The sequence below is a fragment of the Bacillus sp. VA15 genome, assembly GCF_055721145.1.
Window position 1 is genome coordinate 454847 of the sequence record NZ_JBVQPQ010000002.1, and the last position, 14405, is coordinate 469251.

At 42.9% G+C, this 14405-nt stretch carries 14 protein-coding genes; 6 read left to right on the forward strand and 8 right to left on the reverse strand.

Going from position 1 to position 14405, the window contains the following annotated elements:
- The first annotated feature begins 311 nt into the window (after window positions 1–311).
- The gene (gene ctaA, locus AC0DBE_RS07200; protein ID WP_072566227.1) at window positions 312–1232 is read left to right on the forward strand and encodes a heme A synthase CtaA; all 921 of its coding nucleotides are present in this window, start codon (window positions 312–314) and stop codon (window positions 1230–1232) included.
- Between the two features lie 257 nt (window positions 1233–1489).
- Here ctaA and AC0DBE_RS07205 read toward each other — a convergent pair whose 3' ends face one another.
- The 5 genes from AC0DBE_RS07205 to glsA all read right to left on the reverse strand — a co-directional run bounded on the left by AC0DBE_RS07205 (window position 1490) and on the right by glsA (window position 7924).
- On the reverse strand, window positions 1490–1621 hold the full coding sequence (locus AC0DBE_RS07205; RefSeq protein ID WP_079287708.1) for a deoxyribodipyrimidine photo-lyase: 132 nt from the start codon (window positions 1619–1621) through the stop codon (window positions 1490–1492).
- 61 nt (window positions 1622–1682) lie between these two features.
- Window positions 1683–5129 (reverse strand): pyruvate carboxylase, encoded by a 3447-nt coding sequence (gene pyc / locus AC0DBE_RS07210; RefSeq protein ID WP_014113682.1) that lies wholly within the window; start codon window positions 5127–5129, stop codon window positions 1683–1685.
- Between the two features lie 74 nt (window positions 5130–5203).
- Entirely contained in the window at window positions 5204–6415 is a 1212-nt protein-coding gene (ftsW, locus tag AC0DBE_RS07215; RefSeq protein ID WP_014113681.1) for a cell division protein FtsW, read from the reverse strand.
- Between the two features lie 200 nt (window positions 6416–6615).
- Window positions 6616–6897, reverse strand: coding sequence for an Fpa/YlaN family protein (locus AC0DBE_RS07220; protein WP_003221339.1), 282 nt, complete (start codon window positions 6895–6897; stop codon window positions 6616–6618).
- Between the two features lie 97 nt (window positions 6898–6994).
- On the reverse strand, window positions 6995–7924 hold the full coding sequence (gene glsA / locus AC0DBE_RS07225) for a glutaminase A (RefSeq protein WP_014113680.1): 930 nt from the start codon (window positions 7922–7924) through the stop codon (window positions 6995–6997).
- 102 nt (window positions 7925–8026) lie between these two features.
- On the opposite strand from glsA, the gene AC0DBE_RS07230 reads away from it, so the two are divergent.
- On the forward strand, window positions 8027–8512 hold the full coding sequence (locus AC0DBE_RS07230; protein ID WP_014113679.1) for a hypothetical protein: 486 nt from the start codon (window positions 8027–8029) through the stop codon (window positions 8510–8512).
- A 2-nt stretch (window positions 8513–8514) separates the two neighbouring features.
- Here the strand turns inward: AC0DBE_RS07230 and AC0DBE_RS07235 are convergent, their stop codons facing one another.
- The gene (locus AC0DBE_RS07235; RefSeq protein ID WP_014113678.1) at window positions 8515–9843 is read right to left on the reverse strand and encodes a PhoH family protein; all 1329 of its coding nucleotides are present in this window, start codon (window positions 9841–9843) and stop codon (window positions 8515–8517) included.
- A 155-nt stretch (window positions 9844–9998) separates the two neighbouring features.
- On the opposite strand from AC0DBE_RS07235, the gene AC0DBE_RS07240 reads away from it, so the two are divergent.
- Together AC0DBE_RS07240 and AC0DBE_RS07245 are read left to right on the forward strand one after the other, a co-directional pair.
- Window positions 9999–10628: a YhcN/YlaJ family sporulation lipoprotein gene (locus AC0DBE_RS07240; protein ID WP_014113677.1), complete on the forward strand. Its 630-nt coding sequence runs from the start codon at window positions 9999–10001 to the stop codon at window positions 10626–10628.
- An 82-nt stretch (window positions 10629–10710) separates the two neighbouring features.
- Complete coding sequence (locus AC0DBE_RS07245) at window positions 10711–10920, forward strand: YlaI family protein (protein ID WP_072183306.1); 210 nt, start codon at window positions 10711–10713, stop codon at window positions 10918–10920.
- Between the two features lie 57 nt (window positions 10921–10977).
- Here AC0DBE_RS07245 and AC0DBE_RS07250 read toward each other — a convergent pair whose 3' ends face one another.
- Together AC0DBE_RS07250 and typA are read right to left on the reverse strand one after the other, a co-directional pair.
- Window positions 10978–11295, reverse strand: coding sequence for a YlaH-like family protein (locus AC0DBE_RS07250; protein WP_014113676.1), 318 nt, complete (start codon window positions 11293–11295; stop codon window positions 10978–10980).
- Between the two features lie 56 nt (window positions 11296–11351).
- Window positions 11352–13190: a translational GTPase TypA gene (gene typA, locus AC0DBE_RS07255; protein WP_014113675.1), complete on the reverse strand. Its 1839-nt coding sequence runs from the start codon at window positions 13188–13190 to the stop codon at window positions 11352–11354.
- A gap of 112 nt (window positions 13191–13302) precedes the next feature.
- Here typA and AC0DBE_RS07260 point away from each other — a divergent pair, with 112 nt between their 5' ends.
- Both AC0DBE_RS07260 and AC0DBE_RS07265 read left to right on the forward strand, forming a co-directional pair.
- Window positions 13303–13491 (forward strand): YlaF family protein, encoded by a 189-nt coding sequence (locus tag AC0DBE_RS07260; protein ID WP_003221324.1) that lies wholly within the window; start codon window positions 13303–13305, stop codon window positions 13489–13491.
- 272 nt (window positions 13492–13763) lie between these two features.
- Entirely contained in the window at window positions 13764–14375 is a 612-nt protein-coding gene (locus tag AC0DBE_RS07265; protein ID WP_014113674.1) for a hypothetical protein, read from the forward strand.
- The last annotated feature ends 30 nt before the right edge of the window (window positions 14376–14405 follow it).

Genomic DNA, 14405 nt, shown 5'->3' on the forward strand with positions numbered 1-14405 from the left:
ACCTGCAACTCTATCATACAAGATAACATCTTGTAAAAAAACATCCTATTAAATATTAAACGACAAACAGGAATTTATTTGTGAACTTTTTATGAATTTTACCAAAGATGAAGGCAATCGCCAAATTGGCAGTGCGTTTACCTTATTTCTATCAGACCCGGCATGAATAATCAAGTGTACATTTTCCGATAGCCGTCATTCTATTATATTTTTGTGAACAAAAGGCTCTAAGAATTGCCACAAAACACATATTCGCTTACACTTGGAACGTATATAAAATCGCAGCAGTATGTTGAGAAGGTGAATATTGTATGAATAAAGCATTAAAAGCTCTCGGTGTTCTGACAACATTTGTCATGCTTATTGTTTTAATCGGGGGAGCTCTCGTTACAAAAACAGGTTCCGGCCAAGGCTGCGGCAGACAGTGGCCGCTGTGTCACGGCCGTTTTTTCCCTGAAATGAATCCGGCTTCAATTATTGAATGGAGCCACAGGTTCGCAAGCGGGATCTCTATTATCCTTGTGTTAAGCCTTGCGTTTTGGTCATGGAGAAAAATCACACCGATTTTCCGTGAAACAACGTTTCTCGCGATCATGTCTATTATCTTTTTATTTTTACAGGCACTGCTTGGCGCATTGGCTGTCGTATTCGGTTCAAACGCGCTGATTATGGCGCTTCACTTTGGCATCTCATTGATTTCTTTTGCTTCAGTGCTCATTTTGACATTGCTCATATTTGAAGCCGACAAATCAGTTAGAAAACTGGTTAAGCCGCTTCAAATCGGCAAAAAAATGCAATTTCACATGATAGGGATTTTAATATACTCCTATATCGTTGTGTATACAGGCGCATATGTAAGACATACCGAATCAAGTCTGGCATGTCCTGATGTGCCGCTGTGCAGCCCGCTGAACAATGGACTTCCGACCCAATTCCATGAATGGGTGCAAATGGGCCATAGAGCAGCAGCATTGCTGTTGTTTGTATGGATTATTGTGGCCGCTGTTCATGCTATTACTTCCTATAAAGATCAAAAGCAGATCTTTTGGGGATGGATCTCATGTCTTATTTTTATTACATTACAGGCGCTGTCCGGTATTATGATCGTATACTCTGAACTGGCTCTGGGCTTTGCACTTGCCCACTCGTTCTTTATTGCCTGCCTATTTGGTGTTCTATGCTACTTCTTATTATTGATTGCACGCTTCCGTTATGAATCAAGACAATCATAATAACTCTAGACCAAAGCTTTCTGCGCTTTGGTCTTTTTTGTATCATGTTTTTTGCCGCTTCATACGTTTCAATGGCCAGCCTCTCCGCTGGACTTGATGATCATTGAGCGGCTCGCTGCGCTCCGTATTTTTTGTCATCATGCTAAAAAACCGCACAGCCTGCGAAACATAAGTATTGCTTCATGATAAAAATGTGCAGATAGAGCCCTTTTGCCATGCTTCATACAAAGATAGTGCCTTTAAGAAATATTTATGGCTCATATCATACTACAAAGTATCTGAAAGACCGGCAGCAGATAAGCCTGTTTTTGTTTTATATAGGAAATGGCTTGTGACAGTGCTGTATTGTCTTCAAGCCTTAGATCTCTTCTAAACCACACAATTTTCATTTCCCTACGCTTTTTTCATAAAAAACAAGAGTGTATATCAAATGATATACACTCTTGTTTTTTATGCTTTTTCAATTTCGAGAAGCAGATCTCCCGTTTGGATCGGCTCGCCATTTTTCACATGAACCTGCTTGATTGTTCCTGAGAAAGGCGCCTGAACCGTTGTTTCCATTTTCATCGCTTCATTGATCATCAAATGATCACCTTTATTGACTTTTGTACCTGCTTCAGTCAATACCTTAATAACCGTTCCAGGCATGGAGGCTGCGATGTGGCTTGGGTTTGTCCGGTCCGCTTTCAGTCTTTCCTGAACGGAAGACTTAATGCTTTCATCTTTGATGACAACTTCACGCGGCTGTCCGTTCAGTTCGAAATAAATGACGCGAGTGGCATCAGGCTGAGGCTCACCGATTGAAATCAGCTTAACGATCAGTGTTTTTCCGCGCTCAATTTCCACTTCTATTTCTTCACCTAATACCATGCCATAGAAGAATGTCGGCGTATCTAATACCGAAATGTCTCCATAGCTTTCTGCCGTTTTCACATAATCAGAGAAGACTTTAGGATAAAGGGCATACGCCACAGCATCTTGATCTGAAATCTCCAAGTTATGCTGCTCTTTAAATTCCTGTTTGATCGCTTCAAAGGATACCGGCTCAAGCAGTTCTCCCGGTCTGACCGTAATCGGCTCCTGTCCTTTTAAGATCAGCTTTTGTAGTTTTTCCGGGAATCCGCCATGAGGCTGGCCGATGTTTCCTTTGAAAAGCTCCACGACAGAATCAGGGAAATCTAATTGTTCGCCTTTTTCGTAAACGTCCTTTTCAGTCAGATTGTTTTGCACCATGTAGAGCGCCATATCTCCGACTACTTTAGAGGAAGGCGTGACCTTCACGATGTCGCCGAACATATCGTTGACGCGTCTGTACATTTCTTTGACTTCGTTCCAGCGGTCGCCTAGGCCTACTCCCTTCGCCTGCTGCTGCAGGTTGCTGTATTGGCCCCCAGGCATTTCATGCTCATAAATTTCAGTATGCGGAGACTTCATTCCGCTTTCAAATTCGCTATAGTATTTACGAACTGACTCCCAATATTGAGACAGCATTTCAACGTTTTGGACATTCATTTCCGGACGGCGGGCGTTCCCTTCCATCGCATGATAAAATCCGCTCGCGCTTGGCTGAGACGTTAATCCTGCCATTGAGCTGACCGCCACGTCTATGATATCAACGCCGGCTTCAACAGCTTTTGCGTACATATAAATACCGTTGCCGCTCGTATCATGCGTATGAAGGTGAACCGGAATGTCGATCGTCTCTTTCAAAGCAGAAACGAGTTCATATGCAGCCTGCGGTTTTAACAGCCCTGCCATATCTTTAATTCCAAGGATATGGGCTCCGGCAGCCTCAAGCTCCTTCGCCATCGACGTATAATAAGCAAGATCATATTTCGTACGGTTCTTGTCAAGGATATCTCCCGTGTAACAAATCGCAGCTTCTGCCACTTTGCCGGTATCCCGAACGGCATCAATGGCTAACGTCATCCCTTTTACCCAGTTTAAGCTGTCGAAAATACGGAACACATCAATACCGGATTGAGCAGATTGCTTCACGAATTCTTTAATCACATTATCCGGATAATTCGTATAGCCGACCGCGTTAGATGAACGAAGTAGCATTTGGAATAAGGTATTCGGCACTTCTTTGCGAAGGTCCTCCAATCGCTTCCACGGATCTTCTTTCAGGAATCGGTAGGCTACATCGAAGGTCGCGCCTCCCCACATTTCCATACTGAATAGCTCAGGCCATAGCGCAGCCGTCGGATTCGCGATTTTTTTCAAATCATGCGCTCTGAATCTCGTCGCCAATAATGATTGGTGAGCGTCTCTGAATGTCGTATCAGTTAAAAGGACAGATTTCTGTTCCTTAACCCAATTTGCAAGCCCTTCAGCACCTTTTTCATCGAGAATTTGCTTTGTTCCTCTGGCAGGCTGCTGATCTATGTCTACTTTTACGTTTATTGGTTTGTCAAACGCCGGTTTTTCTTTTTTCCCGATTCCAGGGAAACCGTTCACTGTCACATTGCCGATGTAAGTGAGCATTTTTGTTCCGCGGTCTTTCTGTTTAGGGAAATTAAATAATTCAGGTGTTGTATCAATGAAAGACGTATCATATTGCCCTGTCAGGAACTTCTCATGCTTTGCAACGTTCTCAAGGAACGGAATGTTTGTTTTAATGCCTCTGATTCTAAACTCCTGAAGGTTTCGGACCATTTTGGCCGCCGCCTGTTCAAACGTTAAAGCCCAAGTTGAAAGCTTAACGAGAAGTGAATCATAATATGGCGTGATCACGGCGCCTTGAAAGCTGTTTCCGGTATCAAGACGGACACCAAAACCGCCGCCTGAGCGGTAAGCCATGATTTTTCCTGTATCAGGCATGAAATCATTTTGCGGATCCTCAGTCGTAACCCGTGACTGAATGGCATAGCCGATTGTAGAAATGTCCTTTTGCTCAGGAATATTTACTTTTTTGCTGTGAAGGCTGTGCCCTTGGGCAACAAGGATCTGTGTTTGAACGATATCGACACCTGTAATCATTTCTGTAATCGTGTGTTCAACTTGTACGCGAGGGTTTACTTCAATAAAGTAGAATTCGTTGTTTGCAACAAGAAACTCTACCGTACCAGCGTTTATATAGTTTACATTTTTCGCAAGCGCAACTGCCGCTTCACAAATTTGGTTTCTTAATTCAGGTGACAGGGAGACACTCGGCGCCACTTCAATGACTTTTTGATGGCGTCTTTGAACAGAACAGTCCCTCTCAAAAAGGTGGACGACATTGCCCTGCTTGTCACCAATCACCTGAACCTCAATATGTTTCGGATTTTCAATCAATTTTTCTACATACACTTCATCATTGCCAAAGGCTGCTTTTGCCTCTGATTTTGCACGCTCATATGCTTCTTTGACTTCACTTTCAGATCTGACAATCCGCATACCACGGCCGCCGCCGCCCAGTGAAGCTTTAATGATAATCGGATAACCATTAGTTTGTCCAAACTGTTCGACTGCTTCAAGCGTTTCTGCAGGGCCGTCGCTTCCGGGAATCACAGGGATTCCAGCTTTTTCTGCCTGCTCACGCGCTTTTACCTTGTCACCAAACATATCTAGATGTTCGGACTTTGGACCAATGAACACGATGCCTTCTTCTTCACATCGTTTCGCGAAATGGATATTTTCAGATAAGAAACCGTATCCCGGATGAATCGCATCGACTTTGTTTCTTTTCGCAATATCTATGATACCTTCAATATCCAGATAAGCATCAATCGGTTTTTTCCCTTCACCGACCAGGTATGCTTCATCCGCTTTGTACCGATGGTAGGAACCGGAATCTTCTTTTGAATAGACCGCAACTGTACGAATATTCAACTCGGTACACGCCCGGAATATTCGGATTGCAATTTCTCCCCTGTTTGCTACTAATACTTTTTGTATCGATTGCTGTGACAAACGTTTCTCCCCCTTACCCGAATGGAATATAATCTATCATAGCGGAATACCCTTCCCCTGTACACACTTGTTTTTTACAGATAAACAGTTTTTTTGAGCTGTTTCTTTTTCATTCCCTTCGGCGCCAAGGGCTCTCTCTTTTTCTTATTCTCTGAATATTTCACAAACATGCTGATATTCGCTAATATCCCCATACTCGCTAGCAGCAGTACTAAAGAAGAGCCCCCGTAACTGATAAATGGCAGCGTAACCCCTGTAATCGGAATTAATCCGCTGACTCCGCCAAGGTTAATAAACGATTGTATGGCAATCATGCTCGAAATGCCGATCGCTAGAAGACTCCCAAACGGGTCCTCGCATTTTCTGGCTATATAAAACCCTTTTATTACGATAAAGCCCAATAGAAAAATCACAAACAATACCCCAAAAATACCTAGTTCTTCAGCAATGACAGCCATAATAAAGTCAGTGTGTGATTCAGGCAGATATCCGTATTTTTGGATACTTTCACCGAGCCCCAGACCGAAAATGCCGCCTGAGCCGATCGCATAATAAGAATTGATCACTTGTAAACCTGATGAATTTGCATACTTAAATGGGTCTTCAAGACTCTCAAAACGTGCCAAACGGCCTTCAGTTAAAATTTTGTCCTGATTTAAATAAATAATCGGGCTGACTAAAATTAAAACAATGCCGCCCAGCAAAACAAGCTTCACCAGCGTCTTTCCACTGAAACCGGAGCACAAGATCATGCACGTCGCAATTAGGCCGATAATCATGGCTGTACCAAAATCTGGCTGCATGGCAATTAACCCGCAAATCACAAGCGTCATGACAACCGGAGGGGCTACTCCCGTTAACAGATGGTCGATATAGCTTTGTTTTTTGGCATATACGGCTGCAAGATATAAAATCACGACCAGTTTAACAAATTCCCCCGGCTGGATACTCATTCCGCCGATTTTAAACCAGCTTTGCGCGTTTCCGGCGACATGCCCGAATACAAACAGCGAGATAAGCGCAAAAACAGAAACAAGCAGTATCATCTTCTGAAACTTTTGATGGGCCAGTGCTTTGTAAGGAAACACAGCCATGAGAATAAAAAGAGCGCCACCCGCAATTAAAGCAAACAGCTGCCGCATGAAGAAAAAATTACTGCTTACCCCGTATCGAGAGACAGCCGTAATCATGCTTGAGCTGTATACCATCACTAAACCGAATCCGCATAGTAAAACAATTGCGAATATCAGTGAGTAATCATAAGATTTGAGCATTTTTTTTAACATAACATCCTCTTCCCTACTTCTAACTTCCATTATCTATGGTTTTTATGTATTTATCTTTTTTATTTTACTACAATTTATCAAACGAGACGAAGAATCTCTATACGATTCGGAAGGAATGTGTAAAAAAAGACCGTCTTTAATGAGAGAAAATTAGCGGTTATAAAAAAACCCAAACTGTTAATAAGTTTGAGTTTTATCATTTATTTACCTGTAAACGCGTCATGCAAAGCAGACAATTCGCGCTCCAATGTGTATAAAAGGTCTTTACCGTCTTTTTCATCAACCAATCCCAGGCGGACAGCAAAATCGATTTCCCTCGAAAGCCCGAACATTTGAGTATCTAAAACCTCTTCATATAGAGGACATTGAGGCATCGTTAAGTTATCCATTTGTACTCGGATCAGCTTCAAAATCTTCTCAGCGTCTACTTTTAAGAGTTCAAAAGCTTTTTGCCGATGGTCAACTATCATCTCTGAAGCCAAAAGTATCCCTCCGTTCCCCAGGCGAGTACCTAATTCTTCTATTTATCATAAAGGGTATCAGCAGAAAATGCAAGAGGATTTAAGCAGATGAGATAAATTAAAAAATACTCAGCCTGTACATCTCAGACATTATTTCCAAAAGCTTTACACCTGCAATGCTGTTCCCTTTGTCGTCCAATGCCGGGCCAAAAATACCGATCCCGAAATCGTAGGGTGAAAGGCCCATAATCCCTCCGGATACGCCGCTTTTTGCAGGAATTCCGACCTTAATTGCAAATTCCCCGCTTGCATTGTACATTCCGCACGTCACCATAAATGTTTTGCAAATCCTGGCGACATCTTTTGGGATGATTTGCTCTCCAGTCTCAGGTTGTCTGCCGTTCAGCGCAAATACAGATCCGATTTTCGCCAAATCCAGACTGTTCATCTCTATCGCGCATTGCTTCGTGTATAAATCCATTACCGCTTCTACATCATCCTCAAAAATGCCGTACTGCTTCATATAATAACACATTGCTCGATTAATCATTGATGTGCTGTATTCGGATTGAGCCACTTCCCGGCAGTAAGTAATCTCTTGGTTGTTTGTCAGTCTTCTGATAAAAGAAAGTAAATAATCAAGTCTCTCTTTCACCGTTTTCCCTCTAATCAAGCTTGTCACTACCAAAGCCCCGGCATTGATCATAGGGTTTAACGGCTTACTCGGATTCACTGTTTCCAGCTTGATAATTGAGTTAAACGGATCACCGGTCGGCTCCTGTCCAACATAGCTGAAGACCTTATCTTTGCCGTGTTCCATTAATACCAAAGCAAGTGAGAGGACTTTCGATATACTTTGAAGTGTAAATGTTTTTTCTACATCACCTGCTGACAGACAAATATTATTGGAATAATAAATCGCCACTGACAGATCGTGTTTATCGGCTTTTGCCAAGGCAGGAATATAGCTGGCTACCTCCCCCTTGTCCGTCACCTTTTTCGCCTCTTTCACTAAGGCTTCAAGCTCGTCATTATGCCGGCATACCATGCAACCACCCTCGCTCCCTGAGCATTTCAATACACATAATTTGTACACAAAGTGACAATTCATGCGAAAACTTTTATAATTTTGAGAGAAGGGGGTTATATCATGAGCGTTATACAAGTAAAAGGCAATGTTACATATCCGATCACCATTGATCCAAGCGTATGGATTTTTGATGATCGCAAATTTTCGTTTGACCGCAAAGGGGCAAGTCAAGACTCACATTTACAATCAGCCGGGGATGAATCCGATCTTGATCCTGAACGCGTCATCAGAGAGGGCCGGATTGCGCCGCCGACATTAAAGACGGAAAAACAATACGAGAAGCAAAAACTGATGAACGGCAGCTTTGCAATGAAACTTGGGACTGTGCTGAAAAATGCCGAGCCGCCCAGCTCTGCGACACAATGCGTATTTGTCACAAGTTCGGGAAAGGCCGCCGTTCCTCTGGAAACCGCTTTGAACAGTATTGTCCATTTCAGTGAGGCAGGCAAGCCGATTCAAGAAGGTGGCCCCGTTCATATTTACTTTGAAGATCCAGTTGATCACAAACAGCCCATCACCGATATAAAAGAAATCGAAATCATTTAGTATTACAGCAAGTCAGCTGCAAGCTGGGCGAGGCCTGATCTCTCACCTTTTAACAGCTTCACGCTGCCTGAGATGGGTTGTCCTTTAAACCGCTCAACCACATAGGCCAAACCATTGTTCAGACTGTCTAAATATGGGTGATCAATTTGTTCAGGATCGCCCATTAAGACAATTTTACTCCCCTCACCGACTCTCGTCAGCAGTGTTTTTACCTCATGCCTGGTCAAATTTTGCGCTTCATCAATAATAATAAATTGATCTGGAATGCTTCTCCCCCTGATATAAGTCAGCGCCTCTACCTGAATTGAGCCAATACCTGCCAGAATGGCCTCAAGCTCCCCCGGTTTTTTCGCATTAAACAGAAACTCCAAGTTGTCAAAAATCGGCTGCATCCAAGGCTTTAGCTTTTCCTCTTTTTCGCCCGGCAAGTATCCGATGTCTTTGCCAACAGGAACAATCGGTCTCGCCACGACCAGCTTTTTGTATATTCCTAAGTCTTCTGTCTGTAATAGTCCCGCTGCCAATGCTAAAAGCGTCTTGCCGGTTCCCGCTTTTCCGATCAGGGTGACAAGCGGAATATCTTCACGCAGCAAAAGCTCTAATGCCATTGTCTGCTGAACATTTTTCGGTCTGATTCCCCATATATGTTCATCATCAAATACGAGTCTTTTTAATACCGTTCCGGTTTTATCTGCAATTCCGACTGCAGAGGAGGATCCTCCCAGCTCATCCTTCATTAATGCGAATTGATTCGGATAAAACGCGTGCTGTTTTATATCATTTACTGAAATTTGATTTTTACCATAAAAAGAGTTGAACAGCTGCTGGCTGATATATAAATCCTTATAGCCGCTGTACATTTCATCATTGTCCACGACCCGGTCATTTAAGAAATCTTCGGCAAGCAGTCCGATTGCGTCCGCTTTCACTCTGACAAGTACATCCTTGCTGACGAGGATAACCGGTCTGCCATTCTCCTTCGTTTCTTCCTCGAGGCTTAAGTTTTTCGCAACGGCTAATATGCGATTATCGTTCGTCTTTTCAATAAAGATCTCTTGCAGCTGGTGAAACGAACGATGATTCAGTTCAATTCTCAGTGTGCCGCCCGTGTCGAGCGGAACATGCTCATGCAGCCTGCCCTTTTGTCTTAGCGCATCAATCAGCTTAGATACGTGCCTTGCATTCCTCCCAACTTCGTCCATATACCGTTTCTTTGAATCAACCTCTTCTAATACGACAGCAGGGATGACAACCTCATTTTCTTCAAAAGAAAATATCGCGTTAGGATCCTGTAATAACACATTCGTATCTAACACATAAATTTTACTCAAGTCTCAGCCTCCTGATATAAGGGTCAAAGTTCTTCCTGCTTCTCTTACGATGAAAAAAGGTGAATGCCTGCTAAAATATATGTTTTTGTGCATAAAGATAGAAGGTTAATTCAACAATAAAATTAATGAATGCATTTCAAGGAGGGAACCCGCAAGTGCGAATTCTTTTCATTCTCATACAGCTGACGCTTATCCTGTCCGCATGTGCCTACCAACAAGGAAAACAGGATCAGAATGTTGAAAAAGAATCAACAAGACAGCAGGAAACCAAACCGATTCACGTAAAGGACACAACTCAGGAGACAAAAGACAATGGAACAAGAACGGATATTGCCAAGCATCTTGTCAGCGTTGCTGAAAAAAATCCCGATGTCAAGGATGCAACAGCCGTTGTGCTTGGAGGTTATGCCGTTGTTGGAATTGATGTCGATGATACTTTGGATAGAAGCAAAGTGGAAACGATTAAATATTCTGTGGCACAGGCTTTAAAAAATGATCGATATGGTGCCAACGCAGTTGTCATTGCTGACCCAGATACGGTCAGCCGCCTGAATGAAATGAGCAGAGAAATCAGTAAAGGCCGTCCGGTAACAGGCATACTAGATGAATTAGCTGCGATTGTCGGCCGAGTGCTTCCAGAAGTGCCTAACGATGTGATTGACAATGAAGACGAGCCGCAAACAAAGCAGCAAAATGACCAATTAAACAGAAAGCAGCAGCAGGAAATGGAAAAGGAGCAAAACGATCAATCTGATCATCATATGAAAAAGAATAACAATGATTAAGCTATAGCCTCGCGCTTTAGCTTTTTCTTATTTTGGACAGCTTCTGATCCGTGCTATAATACATATTAGTGAAAGAGGTGATATGATGAGGGTCCAATGTTCTATTTGCGATAAAATTGAAACAATTGATGATGATACCCTGATCGCGAAACGGCTTCGAAACCGCCCAATCCATACATATATGTGCCAGGAATGCCACGACCGGATTGCCCAAAAAACAGAAGAACGGCTGAAAACGGGAAAATTCACTTTTCACCCGGGACAGCAAAAAAAAGAAAAAGTCAAAAAATAAAGCAGCCGCTTTACCATACACAACACAAAAAAGACTCAGCTTCTCAGCTGAGTCTTTTTATGATTTTGCAGACTGTCCCTTTTTCGACTGATACAGCCGAATTTTGTAAATGATTAAAATCATCGCAGCGACGACCAATCCCTCTGCCACGGGCAAAAACACTCCTAAAAAGGTCAAAACAGTGCAGCCCAAAGCCAGAAATACATACACCACTGCTGATTTTAATACCGGAAGCCGTTTAGCAAATCCAAGCTTAAATACAATAACAGCCAACACAAAAATCGTGCCGTACAGCAGCCACATGCCTGCCGCAGGCTGCCGGTCTACTTGATATAGAGCAGCGAAGAACGACAGGCGTTCGCTTACATCATTCAAAAAGATTCCCCTCCCCTGCAAAGTGCGGGTTCTATCTTTTCAAATTCTGCAAGAGATTAAGACAATCCTGCTGTTTTTTTCTTTTTAGCCGCTTTTTCACGTTCGTTTTTATTGAGGATTTTCTTTCTTAAACGGATGGATTCAGGCGTTACTTCACAGTATTCATCTTCGTTTAAGTACTCTAGAGATTCCTCAAGAGACATGATGCGCGCTTTTTTAATTGTAGTTGTCTGATCCTTTGTCGCAGAGCGGACGTTCGTCTGCTGTTTCATTTTGCTGACGTTAACAACAAGGTCGTTGTCACGGTTATGCTCTCCAACGATCATTCCTTCGTATACTTCAGTACCCGGCTCAACGAAGATGACACCGCGGTCTTCAATTCCTTGAATACCATAAGATGTCGCTTTTCCGTTTTCCATTGATACAAGCACACCCTGGCGGCGTCCGCCGACTTGGCCCGCCTGCATCGGCTGGTAGCTGTCAAAGGTATGGTTCAGAATACCGAATCCGCGTGTTAATGATAGGAACTCTGTGGAGTACCCGATCAATCCGCGGGAAGGAACTGTAAAGATGAGACGGACTTGGCCGTTTCCATTGTTGATCATATCAATCATTTCGCCTTTGCGGGCACCCATTGATTCCATAACTGAGCCTGTATGCTCTTCCGGAACATCAATTTGTACACGCTCAACAGGCTCACAGCGTACGCCGTCGATTTCTTTGATGATAACTTCAGGTTTTGAAACTTGAAGCTCATAGCCTTCACGGCGCATATTTTCAATTAAAATTGACAAGTGAAGTTCACCGCGTCCGGAAACAACCCAAGCATCAGGAGAAGCGGTTGGCTCAACACGCAAGCTCACATCCGTCTGAAGCTGAGACTGAAGACGCTCTTCGATTTTGCGGGCCGTTACATATTTGCCTTCACGGCCTGCAAACGGACTGTTATTCACGACAAATGTCATTTGAAGTGTCGGTTCATCAATGCGAAGCACTGGAAGCGGATCTTGATGGTCTACAGGACAGACCGTTTCACCAACGTTAATATCTTCCATGCCGGAAACCGCTACGAGGTCTCCTGCTTTTGCTTCTTCAATTTCCACACGCTTTAAGCCTTGGAAACCGAAAATCTTTGTTACACGGAATGACTTAGCCGTTCCGTCAAGCTTCATAAGAGAAACCTGTTGACCGACTTTCATCGTGCCGCGGAATACGCGTCCGATTCCGATACGGCCTACATAGTCGTTGTAGTCAAGAAGGGCAACTTGGAATTGAAGCGGCTCCTCTTCATTATCAACAGGTGCCGGAACATGCTTAATGATGGTTTCATATAAAGCTTCCATGTTTTCATCCTGCTGTTTCGGATCAAGACTCGCAGTTCCATTAATCGCGGAAGCATATACCACTGGGAACTCGAGCTGCTCTTCATTGGCATCAAGCTCAATGAACAGATCAAGAACCTCATCGATAACTTCCTCAGGACGGGCAAAGTCACGGTCAATTTTGTTTACAACAACAACCGGGTTCAGATTTTGTTCAAGAGCTTTTTTCAGAACGAAACGTGTTTGAGGCATACAGCCTTCATATGCGTCAACGACAAGCAGTACACCATCAACCATTTTCATAATTCGTTCTACTTCTCCCCCAAAGTCTGCGTGTCCAGGGGTATCCAAAATATTAATGCGTGTATCTTTATAGTTAATCGCAGTATTTTTCGCCAAAATTGTAATGCCGCGTTCGCGTTCAAGATCATTAGAGTCCATTGCGCGTTCAGCAACCTGTTCGTTGGCACGGAACGTACCAGCCTGATGTAAAAGCTGATCGACTAGAGTCGTTTTCCCATGGTCAACGTGGGCAATAATCGCGATGTTGCGAAGATCATTTCGAAGTTTCACTTTTTCATCTCCTAATAAAATTAAATAACTTTCATATTATACCACACATCCTCTTTAAAAGCGTCACGTTTTTCTGTAAACTTAATATAAGACGTAAAAGGGGATGGAAAACATGAAAAAAATGAATTGGCTTTTACTATTATTTGCATTTGCAGCAGTTTTCAGTATTATGCTGATCGGCGTCTTTATCGCTGAAAAAAGCGCTGCAGGCATTATCGCCAGCATTGTGCTTGTTTGTGCCGTAATGGGCGGCGGATTTACATTAAAAAAGAAAATGCGCGAGCAAGGCTTGCTTGATTAAAAGCATTGCCCCGCTGAAGACATTGTAATCAAAAAAACACCGCAAAGAAGCGGTGTTTTTCATTTCATTAAGTCTTATCTCCCCTGTTTCTTAGTCGGGAAGGTGCAAAACAGCATTCATACATAGACAATCGTTCTAACAATGACACATGTGACCGGCAAAAAGTAGTTCGGCAACGATATACATAAAATACCATAAAACCTATTTTTCCGACGCCAATCTATCCCTATAATGGAATTCGTAGCACAATTCATAAAAGGGAGAGAAGAAACATGAAGAAAACATTTGTAAAAAAAGCGATGCTAACGACTGCCGCAATGACCTCAGCTGCTCTATTAACGTTCGGCCCTGATGCAGCCAGCGCAAAAACAATGGTTGATAACTCCAATGTTCATGTGCAGCATCAGACAATCACAAATGAAGATCTCAATACATACATTGATTTATTAAATCAATGTATATACGAACAAGACGGTGTGTATTATTTTGACAGTGAAAAAGCTGTCGAGTTAGGAATGACAAAAGAAGAGGCTCAAGTAATCGCAACTCTCTGGGAGTCGACATCAGAATTTTTCAGCGTTGTTTCACAATGTGTGTATGTCGAAGATGGACATTACAAATTTGATACAGAAAAAGCAATTGAACTTGGCTTCACAGAAAAAGAAGCACTCGCACTTGAACAATTTTTCTCCGCTGTTTCTTTAAAGATTCACATTCTTCAAGCAGCAATTGTATTACAAGACGGTGTGTACAGCTATGATATAGATGCAGCGGTACAAGCAGGGGCAACACCTCTGGAAGCTGACGTTTTTGAAAAATTATTCAGTGCTCTGTCACAAGAACAGCTTGCCGCAATCTACGACATGATTCATCCTCAAGCTTAAACTAAAAAGGCGCTTGCCGGAACCGGACAA

What these genes read in the sequence shown, in the direction of transcription:
- ctaA (WP_072566227.1), top strand. Translation starts at nt 312, where the DNA reads ATGAATAAAGCATTAAAAGCTCTCGGTGTTCTGACAACATTTGTCATG.
- glsA (WP_014113680.1), bottom strand. Translation starts at nt 7,924, where the DNA reads ATGGTATGCCGGCATAATGACGAGCTTGAAGCCTTAGTGAAAGAGGCG.
- AC0DBE_RS07245 (WP_072183306.1), top strand. Translation starts at nt 10,711, where the DNA reads ATGATGAGGGTCCAATGTTCTATTTGCGATAAAATTGAAACAATTGAT.
- ftsW (WP_014113681.1), bottom strand. Translation starts at nt 6,415, where the DNA reads ATGTTAAAAAAAATGCTCAAATCTTATGATTACTCACTGATATTCGCA.
- AC0DBE_RS07230 (WP_014113679.1), top strand. Translation starts at nt 8,027, where the DNA reads ATGAGCGTTATACAAGTAAAAGGCAATGTTACATATCCGATCACCATT.
- AC0DBE_RS07205 (WP_079287708.1), bottom strand. Translation starts at nt 1,621, where the DNA reads ATGAAAATTGTGTGGTTTAGAAGAGATCTAAGGCTTGAAGACAATACA.
- AC0DBE_RS07260 (WP_003221324.1), top strand. Translation starts at nt 13,303, where the DNA reads ATGAAAAAAATGAATTGGCTTTTACTATTATTTGCATTTGCAGCAGTT.
- AC0DBE_RS07265 (WP_014113674.1), top strand. Translation starts at nt 13,764, where the DNA reads ATGAAGAAAACATTTGTAAAAAAAGCGATGCTAACGACTGCCGCAATG.